The organism is Mycobacterium sp. IDUB_19 (assembly GCF_055419445.1).
Genome location: NZ_JBVAXR010000044.1, coordinates 1 through 24,377, shown reverse-complemented (window position 1 = coordinate 24,377; position 24,377 = coordinate 1). Strand labels below are relative to the sequence as shown.

Below are 24,377 nucleotides of genomic sequence, written 5' to 3'. Positions count from 1 at the left end.
CCGGTGGGGGTGTCCCGGGATCGATGCCTCCACCTCGTCGGCCCTTCCCACCAGCTCCTGGTACTCAACACTCAGCACCTGCGGTTGCGTCAAGGTCTGCGTCATGGCGGGGCGTCTCCCGGGTAGCGGTCTGTAGTCATTCGACTACATGGTGTTACCCGAGAGTGTAGACAGATGACTACAGACGATGCAAGCCCCAGAACCAGGAAACTTTTACGACGGGTCGCGACGCGATGGTCGCGGCGATCCTCGACAGTGCGAGCCGGACGGCTTTATCGCCGACCAGCTCGGAGGAGCGATCGTCGCAGAAATGGGAAGGCTAGCTCAGCCGCCTAGAGGTGCGGCCCGGCCGGGGACTAACCACTCAGAGGTTGATCTCGGCTGGCGCCGCTTCCGGTCGGCCCGCCGCGGGGGCCACCACGGGAGCGTTCTCCGACGTTTCAGTGCCCGGCGCCGCGCCCTCGGCGGGTGCTCCGGGCTGCCCTTCCTCGTCGGTCTTTTTCTCGTCGACCAGGCGAGCCTGGTCATCGGGGGACTGGTTGGATTTGTTGCTATCGGCGAGTTGCGCCGGTGTGGCGCCGGCGCCCTGCATGCCCTGCAGGCTTCCCATCGCTCCCTGCATGCCTTGCATGACAGATCCGAGTGTCCCTGCGGCGCCGGCCATTTGATCGAGTTGCGGCATAGCGGGCTGCGGAGTCGGCTTGGCCGGGGTGGGCTTTTTGCCGTCTGCCGGTTCGTCTGCGGGATCACCGCCGGGCTTCTCTGCCGAAGTACCCTCCGGGTTCGCCGGCGATGCGCCGCCCTCGGGCGCCTTTGCGGCAGCGAGGAACTGGACGTGGGTTAGGTGATCGCTCAGTCTCTGATCGGTGTCGGTGTACATCCCGGCCGCGGCGGCGATGCTCGATCCCGTCCTGCTGAGGGCGGCTTTGACAGCGGGCAACCCGTCGGTCACCGGTGATTCGATAATCGGCAACGTCGCATTGACAGCCGCTGACACGGAATCCGTGCCCGGCGCGACGATCGGCGCCGGCGGCACGGGAAACGGCAGATCCCGCAACGTATTTCCGCCAGTTTCCAGGCGGGAAGGTTCAACGACCAATGGTTCAGTCATCAGCCGATCTCCTCTGCGCGCCTTCGATTATGGAAAATCTTACCGAACCTGGCGCCTACCCGAATGCACCAATTTCAGCGCCTCCGCGGTCGTCAGAATTGGATGTTGCGGACGATGTCGTAAACGCCGGTGATCCACAACAGCATCGGCAGGATCGCGGCAACCAACACACCGTCGAGCAGTTCCAGCACGCGCTTCATCACCGGCGATACGCGCCGAATCCCGACCGTAGCCGCGACGATGGCGAGCGCAACCAGGCCGGTGCCCGCGAGGATGGTCAGCAATAGCCAGGCGCTGTGCGGGTACCAGAGGACCAATCTTGCAGTGACACCTATCGGGATCGCGACGGCTGCCGCCAGCAGCGCCCACGCGCACCACCGGTCCGCGTACAGACGCGACCTGAATCCGCATGCGGCCATGACCAAGCCGGCGACTATCAGGCTGTGTACGAAGAAGTGTCCGCGCACCACGACCGTGACCACACCAACGGCCAGAATCAGGGTGCCGGCTGTCACGAACCCGATCAGCAATCGCTTGGCCAGCTGGCTGCGCTCGGTGAGCCGCGCGGCGGAGTCGGGCACCGAGGCGATGATGGCCTGCCAGGTCCGGGCCTCCTTGTCGTCGCCGACCTCTTGGCCCGCAACGGGATCGAGCAATTCGTCGAGATCGACCGCCTCGCCGGGCGCGGGGATCGGGGGAAGGGCGATCCGGGCGACGGCCACGGTCAGCTTCGCCGCATTGGTGACGGTGAAGAGGCCAAACACGATGGCTCCGGCCGGCACCCAATGCTGCCAGCCATAACCGAAGGCGACGGCGGCCGCAGTCACCGCAATCGCGGCGATCACGACAAACGATGCCAGTTCGGAACGCCGACGGGGGCCTCCGCGCGTCAGCAGCGTCAAGAACAAAACAACCGCGGCGGCGCCGGCGAGCTGGGGTGCCCCCAGCGCAGCGACTCCGCGTGGACGTGGGATGGCCAGCGCCGCAGCGACGGTGATCAGTGGCGCGGCCGTCGCCAGCAGGCTCTCCGACAGGCCCAGGTTCCGGTAGAACCTCTTGGCGCCCCAACTGCCCACCAGCGCCAAAAGCCCGGCGATGCCCAACGCCAGCGGCCACCACAGGTGACGCCCGGTGTTCCACCACGCCAGCGCAGCGAGGGCGGTAACCGCGACGGTCGCGATGGGAATCGTCACCCCAATAAAGCGATTGAGCGCCGTCCGGTCGAACTCAGGCGATTCATCAAGCACGGCGATCGCGTCGATGACGTCCTCAACCAGCGGCCGGTACCGCTCCGTACGACTGACGGACACCAGCGTCAGCAGCGACCCGTCCACGACGATGGCCTCGTCGAGCGACTTGTCGGGCTGCAGCGGCGGCGCTCCGGGCCGGGCGAAAGTCCAAGCGCCCTGGGCGGAGAAGTCAAAGCCTGCCAGCACGTCAGCGGGAGTATCTTCAAGCAATTCGGCCAGCACCGCGACGGTGTCGTCGATATACGTTTCTATCGGCGTGGACGACGGCAACACGACATCGGTCATCCGCCGCCCGGTAAGGATCGTCACCCGGGTCGTTGCGGGCTTGGCCGGAGTGGTGCCGGCGGTCCCCGCAACCGCGGCTGCGCCGGCACTAGCGGTGGGCGCGCTCAACGACGTTCACCCCCGTCGAAATCGTCGGACAGTGCTGCTGCAAGCTCGGTAATCTTACGCTTGTAGACCGGGTCGAGCAGACCGATTTCAATCTCTTTACCGGCCGCGATGTGCTTGTCCCACGGCAACACCACTACCCGATCCGGCCGAACATGCTGTCCGAATTGCTGCACCAAGTCGCTGATGGCGACGTTGGGTTTGCCCGGCACGACGTGGTTGATGACCACACATGCCCGGCTCAGCAATTCTTGATGGCCGTTATTGCGCAACCAATCGATCGCGACCGCGGCTTGCTGGGCCCCGTCGATCGATGCGCTGGTCACGATCACAACCCCGGATACCGTTGAGAGCACGCCGCGCGCCGCGGGGTCGGACAAGCCGGCCCCGAAGTCGGCCAACACGATGCTGTAGAACCTCGACACCGCGCCAGCCGCGTACTGCCAGTCCGCTTCGCTGAGCGTGTGCGGCGACGTGCTGTATTCCGCCGCGGCGAGCACTTCAAGGTTCACCGCGTTGGCGCTCGTGTGCGCGCGGACGTCGTTGTAGTGCGAAACATCCTTGCTTGCAAGCAGATCCGCCATGGTCGAACCCGATCGATGCCCCGCCCGATCCGCCAGGTTGCCCGAGCCCGCATCCGCGTCGAACGCAAGGATCCGGTCGCCTCGAACCTCCGCCAACACCGAGCCAAGGGCCACCGTCAGGGTGGTCTTGCCGACTCCGCCCTTGAGGCCCAACACGGCGATCTGGTGAGAACCGCTAGGACTGCGGCGAATTCGCCGGTACAAGTCCAGCTCGTGTTTCTCGTCGCGCGACAGGCCCACATTGATGCGCGTCAACTTATGAACCCAGCGTCGCCAACCTCGACGCGGTACCGGCTTAACGACGGATTTCTTGGCCGGCTTGACACCGATATGGGTCACCGCATCTTTCGCGCCACTTTCGCCGATGGCGACCGACCCCGTGTCCGGTGGAATGGCGGCGCCACGTGCGGAGGATGATTCGGCGAGCCGTTGCGCCGGGGGGCCGGCAGGAGCCACGCCCGGTTTACGTTGCTTGCCCGGCGGCGGGATCGGCGCCGGGCTGCCGTTCGGTGTCGGTATGTTGGCGCGCTGACTCAGTGGGACGCCGGGGCGGACGACTTGCTTCGCGCGATCCTGTTCGGAGGCGCCGCCCCGGCTGTGTTGGGTGTCGGCGCGATGGCTGTGTCTGGGGCCGACGCCACGGCGGCCTGGGTCGTTGGCGGCATCGCCGATGCCGCGGCGTGCATGTCGTGAAGGCTGAGGAGGCGCCTGTTCGCGCGGTACCGGTTGGGGCGCGGCCGATTTCGGCCGAACCGGTGGGGGCTGCTGGGGCCGATCCGCCGGCGGTGGTCCCGGTGGAAACTCGGCTGGGACCCGCGGGGGTGGCTTCGGCTGCGCTACCGGCTCAGGTTGGAGTAAGGCCGGGGGCGGCTGTTGGGGCAAGTCGATCGGCATGGGGGGCCGGGGAGGTGCGCTCGGCTGGGCCCAGTCGACCGGGGGTGGCAGCGATTCGGTTGGGGCGCAGGGGGATTGCTCCGCCAAGCTGATCGGCATCGGGGGTGGGGTATGGCCGTTCGGTTGGGGCAAGCGGATCGGCATGGACGGCATTTCAGACGGCGCATCGACGTCAAATTCCGTCTGCCCCGTGGCCTCATCCGGCTCTTCCATTCCCTCGACGGATTGGAAGAGCCGGTCGTAGTCGGCCGCCATCAAACCCTTTCGTCAGACTCGATCACGCGAGGAAGCACGAGAAGAGCCTAAATCTCCCGTTAGGTCGACGCGGCCCAATCTCGTGCTTCGCCGCACGTCATCGATTTACGTGAACATCCCCGTGACGCCGGATTCGGTTTGAGCCATTGCCTGGCCGGCCTCGGTGATCCGCTGCGAAAGTGCTTGCAACGAAGCGTTGAGTTCATTGGAGGTGCCGTCCCAATTGCGCTGGACTTGCTGGTAGGCCTCCGAGCCGCTGCCGCCCCACGCCTCGGCCAGCTTGGCGAGGGAGCTCTTTCCCTCGTCGAGAAGGCCGTGGGTGGTTTGCACTGCTCCCGCGATCGAACTGGATCCCGCTTCGATACCTGCGAAATTCCATGACTGTTCCGACATATTGTTGCTCCGTTTCTTTGTGTTGCTGAGGGGTTGACTTGGGTCAGAAGTTCATCTGTGAGGACATCGAGCTCGCGTGCTCCTCGTCGGCCGAGGAGTACTGGATCCCAGCGCCGTGAATGTTCTGCGAAATTTCGCTGAGCGCTTTGATCTGAGCCTGGCCCGCTTGGTGGAAGCGCTGCAACGCCTGCTGGGCGGCGGCGCCTGCCTGGCCGCGCCAGTGGCCGGCCAATTCGCCCCCGGTCGATTCCACGGTCTGGATGACCCGCTGGAGCTCACCGGAGATCCTGTCGAAGTTGCTAGCCTCTGCGGAGAGGGTAGCAGCATCGGTCTTCATCTCTGCCATGCTGGACTACTTTCTGTGTTTGCTTTCCTCGCCAAGTGATGGCAAGTCTTCCGGCCTGGGCGGCCGGGAAGTCTGTTTTTGCGGGCGCTCACCAGTCGTCCTCGTGTTCGAAGTCGCCATCGTCGCCGTCGTCCGGGTGCGGGGCGAGCAGCGTGGGGGTGGCCAGACCTGGTCTGGCGGCAGCTGCGGACTGGGCTGCGGCACCACCCATGCCCATGGGCGCCGCGCCACCTGCCGCCGACGACCCTGCGCCGGCGCCTGCGGGCACCGTGGCCTGCGACGTCTTGTCGATGAATTGATTCATCAGCGACGTGCGAGGCGCAGTTCCGCTGGCCCCGGGTAACGCTTCGGAGCGGATGAGCCCCGTGCCCATCCTTGGCCCCGATCCACCGGCCAGCGGGTGGGTGGAAAGCGGGCTGGCGCCGATCAAACCTACGTTTGGGTGTTCTTTGCCGGCGAGTTCGCCGAGCTTGTCGCCGACCGCACCGCCGTTCTGGCCACCCATACCGCCGGTCTGGCTGGCCAGCGATGTCATTTGCTGCAGCGGCTGCATAAGCTGCTGCATCGGTCCGCCCAGCTGACCTAGCTGGCCAAGCGATGGCATAGCTGGCTCCAGCGGCGCTCCCGCCTCAGGGAGCGTCTCGGGTATTTCGTCCTCGGCTTGCGAGAGCCCGCGCAGCAGCCCGGGAATCGCTTCGGAGCCCTCGGCCGAAAACATGCCTGAAACGTCGGCGGTCACTGCTTCGCCCACACCGGGTTGCAGGATCGGCTTCATGGGAGGAAGGGGCTCGAAAGTGGTATTCGCGATGGTCTCGACCTGGTAGATGTCCATTACCGCTGCGGCCTGATTCCACATTCGGACGAAATAGTCGGTTTCGTTCAGCCCGATCGGCACCATATTGATGCCAAGGAAATTCGTGGCGGTAAGAACGGCGTTCGTGATGTGGTTGGTGGCGATCTCCGGCAGCGACGGTGTCATCGCCAGCGCCTTGATGTACGACGCGGCCTGCGCCGTGGCCCGCATCGCGCGCTCCTGGGCCTGTTGTGCCGCCGCCTGCAGCCAGGCAACCATCGGCATCGTCGCGGCGATGGCGCGCTCGCTGCTCATTCCGGTCCACGACGCATTGAGGGAGACCAAGGCCGCGGACAACTCCAGCGCCTGCGTCTCCAGGGCGCCCGCCAGGGCTTCCCATCCGGCGGCGGCTTGCAGCATCGGCGCTGGACCGGCCCCGGCCATCAGCCGCGCCGTGTTCAGCTCCGGTGGCATCGCGTGCCACAACATCTATCCAGTCCCCTTGTCTGCGAGTGCTTTTGGACTAGCGCTTCAAGCCGGCCGGCATGCCAACAACTGCGGACTCTTCTTGCGCCGGCACGTTCAGCGCCAACACGGCCGCCAAACCAGGGCCGACAGCCATCGGGTTAAATGTCATTTGTTGCATCCGGGTTTCTCTTCTGTACTTCGGTGCGCAATTGAATTCAATTGGGGCAAAAAACCCTTTTGAAAACGGAGTCTCGGTTCGTGGAGCGTGCGGTAGGTCCAGTGCTTCTACTGGGCGCTTGGATAATCGTAACCGCCTCCCGGAGGTGCTGCGTGCACTTCTTCTGGGGGATCTAAGTAGGCGGCCTGGATGACCTCCTTGCCCTCCGGTGCGACCAAAAATGCCTGGCCAGGCGGACGTTGCTTGACCTGGATGTCCCTCGACGGGAAATCCTGCTTGTCGCCGGAAAGGAACAGGGTGGGCGATCCCGCTCCGTATGCGGCGCCGACGAACTTGTCCATGGTCGCCTTGTATGCGGAGCTCATCTGACAGGTGACAATGATGTGCAACCCGATATCCGAAGCGGCGGGTAACAAAGGCGCTAACGGCGCCATCGGCGGCATTCCCCCGGCTGCCGCCACAATCATGTGCCAATCGTCGACAAGAAGGACGACATCGAATCCGCTCCACCACGACCGGGACCGTAATTGCGCGGTGGTCAGGTTGGCGGGCGGCAATCGCTTTTGCAGGTTGATCGCCAGGGCTTTGATCGACTCGTCCAGGGCCGTGCTGTTGCGGTTGATCGCGCCCGCGTCGAGCAGATGGGTGTCCGGCACCGCGTCCAACAGACCGGAGCGGTAGTCGGCGAGCATGAAGCGGACCTGTTTTGGACTGTTGCGGGCACAGATCGCCCGCGCGATGGCATGGGCGGTTCGGGTCTTGCCCGCTTTGGCGGCACCGAATATCAACAGATGCGGCGCGGTGTACATGTGCGCGTACGCCACCGACAGGTCCGTCTCCCGCACGCCGATCGGGATTGTCCAGCGAGTGCGGTAGTCGGATTCCGGGCCCGGTGGGTGCGGATCGAGCTCGTACAGGTAAACCCGCTCCGGTAGCACCCGAACCTTCGGCGCTTGGTCAGTATGTTGTGCCGCAACCTCATTCACCGCCGCGGTCATCGCCTCCACCAGGTTGTCGGCGCTGTGCACGCCGTCGAACCGGGGCACCCCGATCATCAAGTGGTGCTTTTCCGCCGACATCGCCCGGCCCGCACGATTCGCCGGAATTTCCCGGGTGGCCCGGTCGATCTGGGTGTCGTTGACATCACCGAGGCGAAACTCGATCTTGGTGCCGAGGTAGTCGCGGACCCGCGACTTCAGTTCCGTCCAGCGCGGCGTGGTGATCACGGTGTGGACGCCGAATGACAAGCCTTGCGCGGCCAAATTCTGAACCTGCAATTCGAGATCCGGAAACTCACTGACGAACGCCGGCCACCCGTCGATGACCAGAAAGACGTCACCGAACGGGTCGGACGCGACGGGTTGGTTCGGATCCTCGCGCAGCTGCCGATACGCCGCGATCGACCCGACCCGGTGCTCCTTGAAGATCGCTTCCCGTTGCCGCAGAACGGCTTGCACTTCCGCGACCATGCGCATGACGCGGTCGGGTTCCGATCGGGTCGCCACCCCGCCGACGTGTGGCAGGTTTTCGAGGTACATCAGCCCACCACCACCGAGATCGATGCAATAGAACTGGATTTGCCTCGGTGAGTGGGTGGCAGCGGCCGACAGCATCATGGTTTGCAGCAGCGTGGACTTCCCGGTTTGTGGTGCGCCCCCAATACCGATGTTGCCGCCGGCCCCGGAAACGTCCACCCCCCACGTTGCCTGTCGGTGCTGGCGCGGCTCGTCCATGACGCCCAGCGCGAACCGCAGGGGATGGCGGTCGTCGCGCGCGATGAGTTCGTTCACGGGCGTCGGGTCGGTCAGCGGAGGCAGCCACATCTTGTACGCCCGCGACTCGGTCGTGCTCAGTTGTTCGAGCACCACCTCGCGCAACGCCCGCCCTTCTGCCTCAATGCTCATGAGCGCCGCTCCTCTCGTCCGCCCGCGGGGCGTGCTCCCACATCGTTTCGTCCCCCGCAAGCGGGAGGTGCCCCCCGTGCGTAGTCGCCGGCGTAGCTCCCGACACCACCACCTCGTCGGGCATCAGGCCTGCGGTGAACTGCTGGATGCGAACCTTTTTCGGGCCGGTCTGCGGGGCGGCCCCGTTACCCTCACCGTTTGTCTGGGCCCTAGCCGTGGGGACGAACGTATTGCCGGTATATAAGGTGCTGAACTTGACCGGGTCCTCCATGCCGACCCGCAGGAATCCGACACCGCTCTCCTTGTTGGTGATGTACTGTGCCTCCGGGGTCCCGATCACCGATTTGGATTCATGAGAGCTGGTGGTGCGCAGCGCGATCCGGTACGTCAGGTTCGGCTCCAGTTTGTCGATGCGCGCCCCACCGGTTTGCAGAGACTGGGTGGCCAGCAGCAGGTGCACTCGCAGGGAGCGCCCCACGCGGCAGATCCGGTCGAACAGCGCGACGAAGTCCGGGTGACTTTGCAGCAGCTCGGCGAATTCGTCGACGACGACGAAAAGCGTTGGCAACGGCGGCAAATCGGCGCCGCGCTCGCGGTACTTCTCGTACTCGGCCACGCCGGACAGCGCTCCGGCAGCGCCCACCTTGATGCCGGCCTGACGCAAGATCCCCTGTCGACGGTCGAGTTCGCCGGTCAGCACCTCACCCATGCGGCTGACAAGTTCGGCTTCCTCCGCCATGTTGGTGACCACGGCGGCGGTGTGCGGGAGTTTCTCCATCCCGAGAAACGTTGAGCCGCCTTTGAAGTCGGTAAGCAGCAGATTCACCTGGTCGGGGTGATGCATCGCCACCAGCGACAAGATAAGGGTGCGCAGGAACTCGGACTTTCCCGAGCCGGTGGTGCCGATGAGCATGCCGTGCGGTCCGGCGCCGAATTCGGCTCCTTCCTTGATGTCCAGGTACATGACGTTGCCGGTCTTGAGTTCGTGACCGAACGGAATCTTGAGCCGATCACGATCGGTATCGGTGAACATCCGCCAACGTCCCGGCACCACCTCTTCGACGGATTGGGCGCCGACCAATTGGTGCCATTCCGTCGCCGTCTTTTTCTGAATGCCCGTGCCCTTCTTGTCGAGCACGGTGCCGGTGATAGACCATCCCGCCAGCTTCCTGGCGATACGGGCGGCCTGGTGGGCCGACATCCGGTCGGCGACCGACGTCACCTGACGGAACTGCTGCCCGGGCAGGCGGTCATCGGCGGTTCCATCGTCGCCCACCCTGATGCGGTAGTTCGAGCCGCGGTGGTTGCCCAGCGTGATCACCGTGACACCGGCCCTGCCGTCGGGCGGGAATCCCGCCCTGCCACCGGTCAGATCCACCACCACGACGTACGGGCCGCTGGGAAGTGAATCGGGAGTATGCGGCCCGCGGGCGGCCAAGTCAGACAAGTTATCCGGGCGGGTGTAGATCATGCGAACCGGCCCGGCGCCGTCCGTCTCGGTCGGATGTTGCACGTGCGGCAGCCATTTCAGCCATGACCAATCAGGATCGTCCGGGTCCTCGGTGAGCACCCGGATCTGCAGCAGGTCGGGCGGATGGAAGACGGCGAGGTGGCAGACCATCGCGGTCAACAATCCGGCCGCGCCCGCCGTGCCGCCGCCTACCGCGATCGTCGGAAATGTACGCAGCTGCACCAGTTTCGGACAGTCATGAATAAGTCCGTGGGTACGCAAGAACTTGACGACCCACATATTGGCGACCGGCTCGAGGTAGGGCTGCGGCGCTGCGGACGGCCCCGCCAGCTCGCCGCCCGCGGCCGGCTTCATCAGCCGGTCTACCGCCGGCTGGTCACCGATTCCGATCCGGGTGGCAGCGTAGAAGTCGGCGTTCGCCGGGCGTGACCACTGCCGTGGTGTGCCGATGAGCGACGCCAGATCGTCGGGGTGGGGTGCGTGGTAGCCGAAGAACGCGACCTGCGCGCTGGCCGACGACGTCACCCGGGGTCGGAGGCCGGCCAGATAGCGCAGGTACTCCTTGCGGTCGGCATTTATCTCGGGCACTTTCTTGCCGCCGCCACCGTGACCGGCCATCATGCCCATCGACATCATGATCATCATCAGCGGCATCATCAGCATGTACGGCGAGAGCTGCCTGGTGCCGGTGACCACCATGATCGCGATCATGCCGAGCATGCAGACACCCATTACGTAGGGAAGAGCCTTCTGCACACCCGACGGCGGGATGTCCACACCGAGGTCGTCGGGCGGCGTGAGGCTGATCTCGCCCGGGGTCAGCCGCGGACCGCGCATGGCGGCGGGCGTGAATTTCCTTGTCGTCATGAGGGCCCTCCGGGTGTTGCCGCCGGGGCTTTTCGCGGGCTCGGGTCAGCGGGCAGTGTGTCGTGCTCCAGCAGGGCAGACTCTTTGGACAGCACCGGACCGTCTACCAGGAGGCGAACGATCTCCCAGGGAGCGGTCTTCGGCGTGCCCAGGCCGAGCGCCGATGCCGTCTGGGTGTCGGGCAGTCCATAGCGCACACCCTGCGGGTCGACGTAATACAGAGATTCGCCGTATCGAGGGTCCGGGGACTGGAGCTGCAGGTACTTGCCGCCATCGATGTAAACGACTGCGGGCCCTTGAATTTGCTTGATCCCGGAGCTCATCGCCGAGGCGGGTATCGGAAGATGTCGCCCGGTCAGCACCGTGGTTCTGGGAGTCTGTTCACCGGGCTTGCGCTCCCAGCTCCAGCACAGCGTGGGATCGGTGGGCCGCGACACGATCTTGATCGGTTCGTCGGGAAGTGGTGAGTTGTAGACCAGTTCGGGAATCTGGACGACCGCATTCGGAGGCAGCGTTGGGGGCACCACGAGCCCATACGATTGATTAGCGCGCAGCGCCGCGGCGGTGTTGGCGTTCACAGGCGCGACGCCGTCCTGCATTACGACGAAATATCTTGTGCCCAAGGTAGTTTGCAGCTGCAACACCGACCCGACCACTAGCTGTTCCGGGAGCCCAAGGGTGTTCGGGGATCCTGCGCCGGGGATCGGCGCCAGCTGCCAGGATCCGGCATCGGGTAGTGCGTTGAACATGGCAGTGGACAGGGGACTCGGCTTGGCGGTCCCGCGTATGCCGACCACGAAGGTCAGGGGTCGGTCGCTCAGGTCGGTGGCGTGCCGGCCCTTGGCGGTGATCACCCAATCCTTGCCTCCGTAGGATGCGAGCAGCGCCTCGCTCGCAAGGATGGGGTCTATCGCCGGCGTCTCGATGGCCAATGGCATTGCTATTACCGAGGTCTCCACGGTGGGGGCAATAGTCTCGGCCTTGAACACGGTGTCGCACAGCGCCCATGTCGATGAGGAGTCTGCCGACACCGGCGTGGCGTACGGGGCTCCGGGGATGCCAATGGATTGGCCCTTGGAAAACTTGTCGAGTTCGGCAGGCTTGACGGCCTTCGGTTCGGCCGGGTTGCCCAGCACCAGCCGCGCGGAGGTCAGGTTGTAGACAGGATGCAACTGGCCCGACACCACCAGATAAAGCTGGTTAGTTGCGCGGTCGACGAACAAATTGCCGCTGCCGAGCTTGCCCTGCGGTTTGAAGTACGCCATCGCCAGCGCGCCTACCACGACGAGCACCGAGACGAGGACACCTAGCGCGACTGATCGGCTATAGAACTGCAGCGGGTCGTCGAACATCCGGGTGTCGCGCCGGACGATGGCATGCTCTAGGCGCCGAAGCAAGAAACGCCAGCCGCTGACCTGAACCTTGGTGGTTAGCCGAAACCCTGCCATGCATCACTCGATGACGTTGAGTCGTCCGTGTACCGTGGCGATCGCCTCGGTCATGTCCTCGCCGTTGATCTCGCGCAGGCGGTCCTCGTCGAGGGATTCGAAGTCAACCGAACGGGTCAGTCGGATGTCGCGGTATTGTTCGCTGGCTTCGACCAATTGGCGCGCATAACGACCGTTGCCGGCGATGTCGAGCGCGGGTGTACCGCGCACCGTCTGCTGACTGAGCAGCTTGGCCGCCTGCAGGAGGTTATCGGCAGCATCCGAACTCATCGCCGAGTCATTAGCAGCCGCAATCACTTTCGCGATCTCGAGAATTTCCTCGGGGGAGTAGGAGTCGAATTCGATCCGCGTGGCGAAGCGTGACCGCAGGCCCTCGTTGGTTTCCAGCAACCGATCGATGTCCGAGCCGTAGCCCGCGATGATCACCACCAGCCGGTCCCGGTCGTTTTCCATCCGGGCCAGCAAGGTGTCCAACGCCTCTTGCCCGAACGGGTCGGTCCGCCCGTCCCGCTCCTGCACAAGCGCATACGCCTCGTCGATGAACAGCACACCGCCCAGGGCGCGATCAATTGTCTTGGTGCTCTTGACCGCCGATTGACCCTCGTATTCGGCGACGAAATCTTTGCGCGCGGTCTCGACGAGCTTCGGTTCGGGAATGACGCCCAGCCCGGCGAGGATGTTGGCCACGACCCTGGCGATCGTCGTCTTGCCGGTACCGGGCGGACCGGTGAAGATCATGTGCTTGCTCGGCTGCGCGACCTTCATGCCGCGCGCGGCGCGAACCCGCGCCATCTGTGTCGCGGCCCGGTAACGCTCGACCTGCTCTTTGACTCGCGTGAGCCCAATTTGTCGCTCCAGCTCGGCTTCCGCCTGCGCGAGCAACTTGTCTCGGCCCGAGGTGTCGGCCACGACGGTGTTCGCATCCCATGGATCGGTGCGGGCGGCGATCTGTTCTGCGCTGGTCGGCGCCAAACGGTACGATGAATCCTTTAGCGCCGCAGTGACTCTGGGCTCCGGGTGGGTGGTCTGCAGCCATTCCAGGAGCGCCAACGCAGCTTCCTCGTTCCCCTGACTGCGGCGCGTCATCGCCAGGTACCAGGCAATGGCTCGTGCGCAGGCTTCACCAGCCGGCGACGCATTCGCCTCAGTGAGCCGGCGTTCGGCTTCGGTGAACAGGCCGAGGTTCGCCGCTGCGACCCCGTGCGCGACGCCCGCGGCGGCGGCCAGGAACTCGTCGGGCCATCTGCCGGCACCCCTGACCTCGTCGATCACCTCGGTCCAGCGCTGCGCCTCGCCATAGATCACCGCCTTGACCCACGACAGCAGGTGCTCGGCGCCGGCGGTCGGGGTGTTTTCGACGGCTTCCATCGCGTCGGCGAAATTGCCTTGCGCCGCTTCACTGACGGCGAAGCCCATGGTGATCGCCAGAGGCGAGTTGGCCGGATACGTGATGTCGCCGTACAGGCCGCCAATCCCTAGCCGCGCACCCACGGCGTTCATCGAAATCTGGGCCGCTCCGGCCAGCTGCCCGAAATGTGTGCGCGAGTACCAGGCGCGAAAGAGCGTCACCCGTTCGGTGTCGCCGCAGCGGATGCGGCCAATCCAGGCATCGCAGGAGGACTCGTCGTAGTTCGTGATCTCGGTGAACAGGTCCAAGGCGCGCGTCTCCGACACGGGCAGCATGCCGACCGCGCTTTCGAACAGACCGGACAGATTGTTCGTCATTTATCGGTCGCGTATCGCGTGGCGAACACCTCCGCCTGCGCCGCGGCGGCTTGCTCCGGCGTCGTCAAACCGATGCCGTTTTCCATGAAGTCACGCACGACCTCATTGCCGTCTATCCCCATCTCGCGCATGGTTTCCGACAGGGAAGCGTCTTCCAACAGGTAACTGTGTTGGGCGGCCAGTCCCTTTTGCCGCGCCAGGTCAGCGATGACGAGAATCTCATCCGCGAGTTCGGACTCGGTCATGCTCGTCACTTTCGGCGACAGCTCGACGCGTTGGGTCCTGCCGTCCATGAGCGCCGACACCGACACCGTCTCGGGAGGATTGGTCACGGTGAACAGTTGGGCGCCTTCCTCCTCGTCCGCCTCCGCTTCCTGGGTGGCGTCGGTCTGCGACTCGATGGCGGCGAGGTCCGTATCGGTATCTTCGGGCTCGCTCGGCGCGTAGTCGTGCAGCGCATCGACGGCCGACTCCTCGTCGTTGTCGTCAGGGGAGGAGAAGTCCAGGGCGTCCGACTCTTCGACAGCTTCGGAATCGGACTCGGCCGCAGAGAAATCCAGGGCGGCCAGATCATCGTGTTCGTCGTACTTCGGCATGGTTTCTTCTTTCTGAACTCGTCAATCCATGGTGGCTAGGGGTGAGCCTCCGTAGGAGGCTTCGGCTCGGTCGAACCAGGCGCCCGCCGGCAGGAACTCCATCAGGGCGTCCAGCGTGCGCTGCAAATTTTCTTGGGTGCCGGACAGGAAGCTGCCGTACAACTCGCCGCCGACGCGGCGGGGGAGCGACACGAGCCTGCCGTGCTCCGAGTCCAGGAGACCGGCGGCCACGGCGGTCCGGGTGGACGTGCCGCCGGGGTGGCGTTGGCTCGCGGTGATCTCCACCCAGCTGCTCGGATCGCTGATGATCTCGGCGTAGATGCGGGCCGAGGCGGGCGGCGCGCCGTGCTGGACCAGCTGGGCGGCGGTGGTGCACCCGGCCAGTTCGCGCGCCACACCCGTCAGTGGTTCGACGCCGGCGGGGATGGCGGGGCCGAGCACGGTGGTCACCATGCCCGCCAAACCGACCTGCGGAGCCACCAGCTGCAGCACCACCAGGTCACCGTCGCGCGCCGCGATGACGTGGCGTTCACCCTTGCGGCACACCGCAAAACGCACCATGACGCCGCCGAGATCGCGTCGCCACCACCGGCACTCCAGGCTGCGGTCGGGCCTGCTGAGCACCTCGACCATCGCCGCTACCGCCGGGTGCGGTTGGCCCTGCTGGTCCAGCACTCCTTGAGCGGTGAGGTCACGCTGCACCTGGTCCCAGACGAGTTCCCGCAGCTCCTCTTGAGGAATGTTCGGGCGAATCCCAAGCACCGCCGGGAAATCGACGAGGTGCAGTCGATCGGCGATCACCAACATGCCATCGACAGTCACCTCCACCCCGACGACGTCGTCGAGGCCCGCAAGTCCGTTGGTGAGGGGAGAGGACATCATCAATGACTGAGCATCTGTGTGTTGAGGTTCGCACTCAAATCCTCGTCGACGCCCGCATACGTTTGCTTGGCGACTCGCAGTTTCGCGGCGAGATCGAACGCGTGCTGCCTGATGTTCTGGCCCGCACCGCGGCGCTGCTTCTCAGCGGTGACAAAAGCACCATTGGAGCTTCCGCTGATGACGCCGTGCGTCACCCACACCGCGGTTTCGGTATTGCTTGCAGCCGACGCCGCTTCTTCCGCCTTGGTGGCCGCTTGTCCCTGCTTCGTTGCGAGTTTCTCCAGATACTTTTCGTCGACGTTCAGACGCGCCATGGCTTATCTCCTTAACGGTTAGTTTTACTCGCTATCGCCTTGACTTGGATCGGTTTTTGCCGCACTAACTTGGTCTAAAGGACCCGGTGCGGCTGGCCTGGCCGCTGCGCCGGTTCGTAACCGGCTGCTGCGCCTTCGATAGGCGCACGCTCGGCGCCCGCCGTGCCCGACGCCGCCCTCTCGCCGTTCCCCGCCGGGGCCTCCTCGGCGGCGGGCTCGCCGGCGGGGGGTGCTGCCGCTGGGCGTTGCTGACCCGTCGAGGCGAGTTGTTGTACCTGGCCCATCATCTGGTTGACGAAGCTCATCGGCTGCGAGACTTGTCCGGACATCTGTGCGAGCTGCCCAGATGCTTGAGTGACCTGACTCAGGGTGGGCAGCGCCGACGCAGGCGTCGTCTCAGCCGCCGCGGCCTCGACGGGAGTCGCGCCACCGCTCTTGAGGGCGCTTAGGACGCCGCGTTCCTCTTGTGAATCACCAGCCGCCGGCGCCAAGCGGGCCAACGAGGCGACCGTAGGAGCGCCGGATAAAGCTGACATGCCGGACATGCTGTCGGAAATGGCCTGGAAGTCGCCGGCAGTGGTCGCCTCCGCTCCTTTCACCGCTATCCGAGCGAACGAGCCGGTCGGGATTGCCTTCTCGGCAACCTCGCCGTAGGCGAGGGCAACCGAGTGGATTTCGTGGGCAAGGGACAGCGAATTGGACAGCGTGAACATCTCGAAGGCCAAGACCGTGGCGCATGCCGCGAAGGCGGCGATTATCTGCCACGCCGCCGATATTTCATGGCCCACAACCGGGATCAGGTACAGGGCCAGGGCAATGCCCTGAGCAATGACGAGACCCAGCAACGTCACCGCGATGCAGTTATGCGCCTTGGCGACCTCGGCGCCTTGGTCGGCCATCAGGGACTGCATCTTCTTATCCAATTCCTGCATCGTCTGCACCAGAGCCTGCAGCGCCGCGGTCGCGTCGGCATACGCCGTCGCCGCGTCGCCGCTCCAGTCCCGGGCGTCCGGAGCGGCCTCACCCAAGTACAGGTAGACGGTCTCGTACTTGTCGGCGCCGCTGGTGAATGAGGCGCCCTTGTCGGGGGCCCAGAATCCATTGAGCAGGTCCACCGCCGAGATCCCCACCATCGCGACATCCACAATTGCCGTGGGTGTCGGAAGCGTCTTCGTGCCTTGCGTTTTCAACGCGTCGGCCAGGACCTTGATTTGATTCCGGCCGTACCACATCGCTTTCCCGGCGAGTGCGCCCAAGTTCGCTCCCAGGCCAACCCAGTCCCCCGAATAGGCAGCGCCCCCTCCGGCCTGTAGTCGCGTAAAGCAGTAAGCCAGATCATGAATACCTGCAAATCGACTCACGGCGGTGCATCCCTTCGCCCTCGCTGAATCCGTCGCACTGATCGGTGTGCACGGCACGTTGAGCTTAACCCCGCACAGACCCTGGTCGCCGCACGAATTTTCCCCGCCCACAACAGATTCGGCCGATTGGCGGTGAACTCTTGGACAAAATTAAGGAATGGTTTACGGCCGGAGAACAAATGACTTTGAATGCGACGGTGCCGTCACCTCTAGTTAATCTGACCGAGCGAATTCTCGCTCGGATTGATGATGACCTCGACGGGCGCACGCTGCGCACCGACTGCGCCTGCTCCGGCGCCTTCGACGTCACCCGCGAGCGCGGCCTCTTCGGTCGCAGCCTCTTCGGCGGGTGCCGCAGTCCTCTGGTGCTGCTGTATCTGTCCCATCGCCTGGTTGGCCAGGTTTGCGTGCTGCGACAGTTGGCCGGCAAGCTTTGGGGCTCGCCCTGGCATGGCGCTCACCTGAGCCAGGGTGGGCATGGTGGCCGCCGGGGTGGACGGATTGGTCTTATCCGGCGCCTCGGGCGCGCTGTCTCGCGGAGTTTCCCTCTTACTCGGCTGGAGCGCAGCGCTTTCGCCTGGCGAACCGCTGGCCGCACCGGCCGAGGCGAGGGCAGCCGGCATCCCGGACATGCCGTCCGAAATTGCCGCGAAGCTGGAAACGGAGAACTGCCCGGCGGTAGCCACTTTGGCCTGAGCCAACGATCCCTTCTGGACCGCCCCCGCGGCCGCCTCGGAGTATTCGCTGGCCAAGGCATCCGCCCTTTCGGCGTTTTCAAAGGACCAGTAGCACAAGTTGCCGAGCATGCCGGTTGCGGCTGCGATGCCAAGAGCGGAGACCGTCAGTCCGAAAATTCGTGCCGGGACTGGACCGGCCGGGGGCGGCAGCAACGTCATGGCTATCTCAATGAGGAATGCCGCGAGTAGTACATCCTTCAATATCCCAAAGCCCAGACGCATATGGGTGACCCATTCGGCCTGATCTTCGACAAGGGCGGCCAGCAGCAGGTCCAGCTCGGCCATCGTCTGCGCGAGGTTGTGAAGTGCGACGTCAAGCTCGGCGTAGGCTTCCGACCCAGTACCGTTCCAGCCGTCGTCAGGAAGGGCCGACTTCAGCTGCTCGGAGAGCCGGCTGAAGTGTTGCGAACCATCTTTGAACTCGTCTCCCTCGTCTGGTGGTCCGAATCCAGTTGTCAGCTCTAGGATCTCGACGATGGTGATGGTCCAAAGGATGATATCGGCGGCTGCGGCGGCCTTCTTACCAGATTCTCCGAGGGTGCGCGTAGCTACTTTACTGAACTGTGCTGGACCTAGCGTTTTGCGCAACAATATGCCGCGCTTCGCGAAACCGACTGCGGCGACGGGAGTCAACGCGTCCGCGCCCATACTGCTCGCACTGCTCGCAAGGTATTCACCGCTGTATTCGGCGCCGCCGACGCCGCAGAACTGGGAGCCTAGGCCGCCCAGATTCATGATGATCCGAGCCGCATCGACGAATACCGACATTTGTGGGCCCTACTTCGTATGGTCGTGTGCGCTGAATATCGCAGTCGTGTATTAACCGCTCATTCAGGCTAACAGTGCTCAGACCGGAGCCGGTGCACGAATTTCGGCAGTGGGCAACGGTTTCCGCAGCGCGGTGTGTTGGTCAGCAGAATGAGCCGCGTTGCGCGCGTTGGGGTTCAGCGCTATCGGCCACATGTTGCTATAGCCCGCAAGTCCTGGACTCCGACGGGCAATTGCTTTGCCTTGCTACGGTTTTGGGCGCGCTAGCGGCACTAAGTCGTGCGCTGGGCCCGGTCGGGCGCCGGCGACTCCTCGCGGCCGAACGCTGCGCCATCGATGGGCGCACGCTCGGCACTGGGTGTTCCTGAGGCCGCCTCGGCGCCTTCGACGTCACCAGCGAGCGAGGCCTCTTCGGTGGCCGCCTGCTCGGCGGGTGCCGCAGCCCCCTGGCCCTGCTGGCCCGTTTGGGCGAGCTGCTGTATCTGTCCCATCGCCTGGTTGGCCAGGTTTGCGTGCTGCGACAACTGACCGGAGAGCTTCGAGGCTTGCCCAGACATGGCTCCCACCTGAGCCAGGGTGGGCATGGTGACCGACGGCGCCGACGGCGCTGTCTTGTCAGGTGTTTGGGGTGTCTCGGGCGCACCGTCGCCGGGAGTTTCGCTCGCGCTCGTCTGAGCGCTGAGCGCAGCGCGTTCACCCCCCGTACCCTCGGCCTCGTGGACCGGCTGGGTGACCGCCGGCGAGGCGGAGAGGGCGGATGCCCCGGACATGCTGGCCGAGATTGCCTCGAAGCTGGAAACCGTGGACTGTCCCGCAGTAGCCACCTTCGCCTTGGCTGTCGAACCGGTTTGCACCGTCGCCGCGGCCGCCTGGGAGTATTGGCTGGCCAAAGCGTCTGCCTTTTTTGCGTTTTCGAACGAGTAGGTGCACAAGGTGGTGAGAAAGCCTATCGCAGCAGTGATTCCGAGCACCGAAGCCGTAATTGCGAAGGGTTGCGAGATGGCTGGCCCAAGCGGGGGAGGCGCCAACCTGATGATCAGCTCAATGAGGTAGGCCGCGAAAAGTGTGTCCTTCAATATTCCGAAGCCCAAGCGCATGTGGGTGACCCATTCGGCCTGATCCTTCACCACGTCCGCCAGCTCCAGGTCCAGCTTGGCCAGCGTCTGCGCGAGATTCTGCAGCGCTATGTCCAGGCCGGCGTAGGCCTCCGACGCCGAACCCTGCCAGCTGTCGTCCGGAAGGGCCGACTTCAGCTGCTCGTGAACGGTGCCGAATTGTTGCGAACCGGCTTTGAGCTCGTCTCCCTCGTCGGGCGGTCCGAACCCGGTCGTCAGCTCCAGGATCTCAACGACTGTAAGAGCCCACAGGATGACACTTCCCGCCGTTTTGAGGCTTTGCTTACTGCCAGGCGGCGATGGAACCCTCGCCTTTCCCCCCTCGAAGCGAATGAGCGTCTTCCCGTCAAGGCCACCCAACTTGGCGATTGCAGCCCCTCCCGCCAAGCCGTCTGCGCTCATACTGGTCACACTTGACGCAAGGTATTCGCCGCTGAACTTGGTGGGGTCCTCGAAGCCGTTTTGTCCTGTGAACCCCGAACCAAGTGAGCCCAGGTTTACCAGGAGCCTCGCGGCGTCGACGAGGATGGGTACAGCCATTGCATGGGTCCTTACGTTCACCGATTGCGTGCCGTGCCGGGGTTGAGGTGCCGTATCAGTTTAGCATCGCTCAGCGCAGTCGCCGCGCGCAATTTTGGTGTGACAGTTGCTTATTCGGCTCTGCGGACGGCAGCCGCGGGCCTACTGAGACACGGGTGGTGAGGCGACCGGTGATGGTCAGCGATCGAGTACCTGTTTGTTGAGGTTCTTGCTCGTCTGCTCGTCGGTGGTTTCGTAAACCTTTTTGGCGGTGCGCAGCTTTTCGGCGAGCTCGGTGGAGGCCTTGCTCATGGCTTCGCCCGTTTTTTGGCGCGCGGCCGCAGCCTTGGTGAAGGCAACATTGGAGGCCCCGCTGACCACGCCGTGGCTCACCCAGACCGCGACTTCGACATTGGACGCCGCCGCGGCCGCGGTCCCGGCTTGGGTGGACGCCTGGTCTTGCGCGGTTGCCAGGTTGTCTAGGTGTTCTGGTGTGACAGCTACATCTGCCATGGTCGATCTCCCTAATTCTTGGCTATTGATTGGAAGGGCTTTGTCTTGTAACGATTTTCGTGCGCCAGCGGCATCAAAGGACGCGCTCGGCCGAGCTGGGCGCCGGCGCGGCTTCGGCCGCCGCAACGTCGATGGGTGCACGCTCCACACCGGCTGCGCCCGCGCCCGCTCCGGCGCCTTCGACGTCACCCGCCAGGGCGGCCTCTTCGGCGGCGGCCTCTTCGGCAGGTGCCGCCGCGCCCTGCCCCTGCTGGGCCGATTGCACCAGCTGCTGCAACTGTCCCATCGCCTGGCTGACAAGTTGCGAGTGCTGCGACAGTTGGCCGGACAGCTTGGAGGCTTGACCCGACATCGCACTCACCTGAGCCAGCGTGGGCATGGCGGCCGCCGGCGTGGACGGCGTCGTCTTATCCGGCGTCTTGGGTGCGTCAGGGGTGCCGTCCGCCGGAGTTTCACTCGCACTCATCTGAGCGCTCAGCGGAGCCCGTTGGTCCTGCGAACCGCTGGCAGCGCTGGCCAACGACGCGACGGTTGGCCCGTCGGCCATCGCCGACATCCCGGACATGCTGTTGGAAATGGCCTCAAAGCTCGACACCGTGGACTGCCCCGCCGTCGCCACCTTGGCCTTGGCCAACGAACCCTGCTGCACCGTCCCGGCGGCCAGCGCCGTGTATTGGCTGGCCAAAGCATCCGCTTTTTGCCCATTTGTTATCGAGTAGTTGAGCAGGACGCCAAGAAAGCTCAGGGCAGCACTGATCCCAAGGGCGCAAACAATACCTGCGAAAATCTTCGCCGCGGCGGGGCCGGCCGGGGGCACTCCAAAGAACATGGCCATCTCGATCACGAATGCCGCGAAAAGCACATCTTTTAATATTCCAAATGCCAGCCGCATATGGTCGACCCACTCGGCCTGATCTGCTACCAGGGCCGCCAGCTTATTGTCCAGCTCGGCCATCGTCGTTGCCATGGTCTGTAGGGCCGAGTCCAGGTCCGCGTAGCCCTGCGACGCCGTACCCTGCCAGGTTTCGTCCGGAAGAGCTGACTTCAGCTGCGCGGCAAGTGTGTTGAATTGTTGCGAACCGACCTTGAGGTCACCGCCCGCGTCTGGCGGCCCGAAGCCAGTCGTTAGCTCCAAGATTTCAACTATGGTGATAGTCCAGAGAATGATACTGAGCCCTTTTTGGAAGTCTTTAAGTTTTTTGGGGTCAGGCGTGCGTCTGGATAAATCAGTCAGCCTTTCTATTTGTGTCCGGGTCCTGAGGCCCTTAACACCAAAGTACTGGCCAATCGCCGCCTTGCCGCCTAACTGAGCGGCGACGCCCCCGAAATCTCCGAAGGAACTGGTCGCACTCCCAGCAATATATTCAGTGCTGAGGTCACCGCCAGTGATGTCGCTTAGGCCTAGGCCTAAGCCGGCGCCTTGTTGACCTAGCCCGGCTAGTCCGGTCAAGGTGCCGATGATCTTGGTGGCTTGTGCAAATATCGACATGTGTGGGCCTTTACCGTGTGCCTTGGAGCGCTGAGGTGAGCAGCGCGTATTGATGGCTCGTTAAGCCTAAACGCGCTGCGGCCGGGGTTGGTGCACGAATTTCTCGGGTAGGCACGGGCTTGAGGCAGCCGGCACGGTCCCGAAGCCGCAGCGCGGCGCGGGTTACGCGCTACCTGTCCCAGGCGGGATTGCGCGAGACGGCTCAGGAGATGTTGGGTCGGATCCGAACCGCTGTTGGGAAATCGACCCGGTGATGGTCAGCGATCGAGATTGGCTATTGATTGGAAGGGCTTTGTCTTGTAACGATTTTCGTGCGCCAGCGGCATCAAAGGACGCGCTCGGCCGAGCTGGGCGCCGGCGCGGCTTCGGCCGCCGCAACGTCGATGGGCGCACGCTCCACACCGGCTGCGCCCGCTCCGGCGCCTTCGACGTCACCCGCCAGGGCGGCCTCTTCGGTGGCGGTCTCTTCGGCAGGTGCCGCCGCGCCCTGGCCCTGCTGCTGGGCCGATTGGACCAGCTGCTGCAGCTGTCCCATCGCCTGATTGACAAGTTGCGAGTGCTGCGACAGCTGCCCGGACAGCTTCGAGGCTTGACCCGACATCGCAGACACCTGAGCCAGCGTGGGCATGGTGACCCCCGGCGTGGACGGCGTCGTCCTATCCGGCGTCTTCGGTCCGTCAGGGGTGCCGTCCGCCGGAGTTTCACTCGCACTCATCCGAGCGCTAAGCGGCGCGCGTTGGTCCTTCGAACCGCTCGCCGCGGTGGCTGGCGGGGCGGCAGCCGGCGTCGCGGACATGCTGTTGGAAATGGCTTCGAAGCTGGACACCGCGGACTGTCCCGCCGTAGCCACCTTGGCCTTGGCCAACGAACCCTCTTGAACCGTCCCCGCGGCCGCGGCCGAGTACTGGCTGGCCAACGCGTCCGCCTTTTTCGCGTTCTCGCACGAGAACGTGCACAAGGTGGTGAGAAAGCCTGTGGCAGCTGCAATCCCAAGCCCGGAGACTGTCAGTGCAAATGCCCGCGCGGGTACCGGACCGGCCGGGGGAGGCAGAAACGTCATAACGATCTCGATGGCGAATGCCGCCAGAAGAACATCCTTCAAGATCCCGAAGCCCAAGCGCATGTGGGTAACCCAGTCGGCCTGATTTTCGACGAGGGTCGCCAGCTGCAGGTCTAGTTCGGCCATCGTCTGCGCAAGATTCTGAAGCGCGTTGTCCAGGTCCGCATAGGCCTTCGAACCCGAACCCTGCCAGCTATCGTCCGGAAGGGCCGACTTCAGCTCCGCAGCAAGTGTATTGAATTGTTGCGCACCATCTTTGAGCCTATCCCCCTCGTCTGGCGGCCCCAACCCCGTCGTCAGCTCCAGAACTTCGACGACGGTGATCGTCCACAGGATGATGCTGGCAGCTTTCATCGCTGCTGTGAGCTTGGACTTGCCAGCAATCGGGTTCCCGCCACCCACTCGACTCAAGAATTGGATGCGCGTATTGCTGGGCAGCTTATGGAACGATTGAAGCAATGATCCCGTAGCTTTCTTGCCCGCAAATGTAGCGAATGGAGTCAACCCGTCTCCGGCAAAGCTGGTCGTACTCGCCGCCAGATACTCGCCGCCCCTCATTTCAGGACCGTTGGGGCCGATGAACTGCTGGGATATGCCGGCCAAGCTGGCGACGATCCTTGCGGCCTGGGCAAATATCGACATGTGTGGGGCCCTTACGATGTGCCTTTGTGCGCTGAGGTGAGCAGCGCGTATTGATCGCTCGTTAAGCCTAAACGCGCTGCGACCGGGGTCGGTGCACGAATTTGTCGGGTACCTATCCCAGTCGGGATTGCGGGACGGCTCAGGAGATGTTGGGTCGGATCCGAATCGCCGTTAGGAAATCGACCCGGTGATGGTCAGCGATCGAGTACCTGTTTGTTGAGGTTCTTGCTCGTCTGCTCGTCGGTGGTTTCGTAAACCTTTTTGGCGGTGCGCAGCTTTTCGGCGAGCTCGGTGGAGGCCTTGC

The 24,377-nt window shown here is 64.2% G+C and carries 19 protein-coding genes and 1 pseudogene; all 20 read right to left on the bottom strand.

Going from position 1 to position 24,377, the window contains the following annotated elements:
- Nucleotides 1-364 precede the first annotated feature (364 nt).
- Nucleotides 365-1,111, bottom strand: a complete 747-nt coding sequence (locus ACZY0B_RS23860) for a hypothetical protein (protein WP_463766704.1) — start codon at nucleotides 1,109-1,111, stop codon at nucleotides 365-367.
- A gap of 92 nt (nucleotides 1,112-1,203) precedes the next feature.
- Entirely contained in the window at nucleotides 1,204-2,754 is a 1,551-nt protein-coding gene (eccD, locus tag ACZY0B_RS23855) for a type VII secretion integral membrane protein EccD (protein WP_463766703.1), read from the bottom strand.
- Nucleotides 2,751-4,484 carry a MinD/ParA family ATP-binding protein gene (locus ACZY0B_RS23850; RefSeq protein ID WP_463766702.1) on the bottom strand — a complete coding sequence of 578 codons (1,734 nt, stop codon included), beginning with the start codon at nucleotides 4,482-4,484 and terminating at the stop codon, nucleotides 2,751-2,753. Before ACZY0B_RS23850 ends, eccD begins: the two co-directional genes overlap by 4 nt.
- Before the next feature lie 105 nt (nucleotides 4,485-4,589).
- Nucleotides 4,590-4,877, bottom strand: a complete 288-nt coding sequence (locus ACZY0B_RS23845) for a WXG100 family type VII secretion target (RefSeq protein WP_463766701.1) — start codon at nucleotides 4,875-4,877, stop codon at nucleotides 4,590-4,592.
- A gap of 43 nt (nucleotides 4,878-4,920) precedes the next feature.
- Nucleotides 4,921-5,223 carry a WXG100 family type VII secretion target gene (locus tag ACZY0B_RS23840; protein ID WP_463766700.1) on the bottom strand — a complete coding sequence of 101 codons (303 nt, stop codon included), beginning with the start codon at nucleotides 5,221-5,223 and terminating at the stop codon, nucleotides 4,921-4,923.
- 88 nt (nucleotides 5,224-5,311) lie between these two features.
- The gene (locus ACZY0B_RS23835) at nucleotides 5,312-6,505 is read right to left on the bottom strand and encodes a PPE family protein (RefSeq protein WP_463766699.1); all 1,194 of its coding nucleotides are present in this window, start codon (nucleotides 6,503-6,505) and stop codon (nucleotides 5,312-5,314) included.
- 264 nt (nucleotides 6,506-6,769) lie between these two features.
- Nucleotides 6,770-8,566: a type VII secretion protein EccCb gene (gene eccCb / locus ACZY0B_RS23830; protein ID WP_463766698.1), complete on the bottom strand. Its 1,797-nt coding sequence runs from the start codon at nucleotides 8,564-8,566 to the stop codon at nucleotides 6,770-6,772.
- Between the two features lie 112 nt (nucleotides 8,567-8,678).
- Nucleotides 8,679-10,904, bottom strand: a pseudogene (gene eccCa / locus ACZY0B_RS23825) (type VII secretion protein EccCa); the annotation flags it as partial.
- The gene (eccB, locus tag ACZY0B_RS23820; RefSeq protein ID WP_463766697.1) at nucleotides 10,901-12,352 is read right to left on the bottom strand and encodes a type VII secretion protein EccB; all 1,452 of its coding nucleotides are present in this window, start codon (nucleotides 12,350-12,352) and stop codon (nucleotides 10,901-10,903) included. The pseudogene eccCa and the gene eccB, both read right to left, overlap by 4 nt.
- 3 nt (nucleotides 12,353-12,355) lie before the next feature.
- Nucleotides 12,356-14,077, bottom strand: a complete 1,722-nt coding sequence (gene eccA / locus ACZY0B_RS23815; RefSeq protein ID WP_463766696.1) for a type VII secretion AAA-ATPase EccA — start codon at nucleotides 14,075-14,077, stop codon at nucleotides 12,356-12,358.
- On the bottom strand, nucleotides 14,074-14,673 hold the full coding sequence (locus ACZY0B_RS23810; RefSeq protein WP_463766695.1) for a hypothetical protein: 600 nt from the start codon (nucleotides 14,671-14,673) through the stop codon (nucleotides 14,074-14,076). The genes eccA and ACZY0B_RS23810 overlap by 4 nt, the downstream gene beginning before the upstream one ends.
- A gap of 21 nt (nucleotides 14,674-14,694) precedes the next feature.
- Nucleotides 14,695-15,552, bottom strand: coding sequence for an ESX secretion-associated protein EspG (locus ACZY0B_RS23805; protein WP_463766694.1), 858 nt, complete (start codon nucleotides 15,550-15,552; stop codon nucleotides 14,695-14,697).
- Between the two features lie 2 nt (nucleotides 15,553-15,554).
- Entirely contained in the window at nucleotides 15,555-15,869 is a 315-nt protein-coding gene (locus ACZY0B_RS23800) for a type VII secretion target (protein WP_463766693.1), read from the bottom strand.
- Nucleotides 15,870-15,943: 74 nt separating this feature from the next.
- Nucleotides 15,944-17,230, bottom strand: a complete 1,287-nt coding sequence (locus ACZY0B_RS23795) for an EspA/EspE family type VII secretion system effector (protein WP_463766692.1) — start codon at nucleotides 17,228-17,230, stop codon at nucleotides 15,944-15,946.
- Between the two features lie 209 nt (nucleotides 17,231-17,439).
- Nucleotides 17,440-18,735, bottom strand: coding sequence for an EspA/EspE family type VII secretion system effector (locus tag ACZY0B_RS23790; protein WP_463766691.1), 1,296 nt, complete (start codon nucleotides 18,733-18,735; stop codon nucleotides 17,440-17,442).
- A gap of 272 nt (nucleotides 18,736-19,007) precedes the next feature.
- Entirely contained in the window at nucleotides 19,008-20,390 is a 1,383-nt protein-coding gene (locus tag ACZY0B_RS23785; protein WP_463766690.1) for an EspA/EspE family type VII secretion system effector, read from the bottom strand.
- Between the two features lie 177 nt (nucleotides 20,391-20,567).
- Nucleotides 20,568-20,882 (bottom strand): ESX-1 secretion-associated protein, encoded by a 315-nt coding sequence (locus ACZY0B_RS23780; protein ID WP_463766689.1) that lies wholly within the window; start codon nucleotides 20,880-20,882, stop codon nucleotides 20,568-20,570.
- A 73-nt stretch (nucleotides 20,883-20,955) separates the two neighbouring features.
- Complete coding sequence (locus tag ACZY0B_RS23775; protein ID WP_463766688.1) at nucleotides 20,956-22,371, bottom strand: EspA/EspE family type VII secretion system effector; 1,416 nt, start codon at nucleotides 22,369-22,371, stop codon at nucleotides 20,956-20,958.
- Between the two features lie 325 nt (nucleotides 22,372-22,696).
- Nucleotides 22,697-23,785, bottom strand: coding sequence for an EspA/EspE family type VII secretion system effector (locus ACZY0B_RS23770; RefSeq protein WP_463766687.1), 1,089 nt, complete (start codon nucleotides 23,783-23,785; stop codon nucleotides 22,697-22,699).
- A gap of 482 nt (nucleotides 23,786-24,267) precedes the next feature.
- Nucleotides 24,268-24,377 (bottom strand): type VII secretion target (locus ACZY0B_RS23765; RefSeq protein WP_463766714.1); only part of this gene is annotated, 110 nt, incomplete at its 5' end.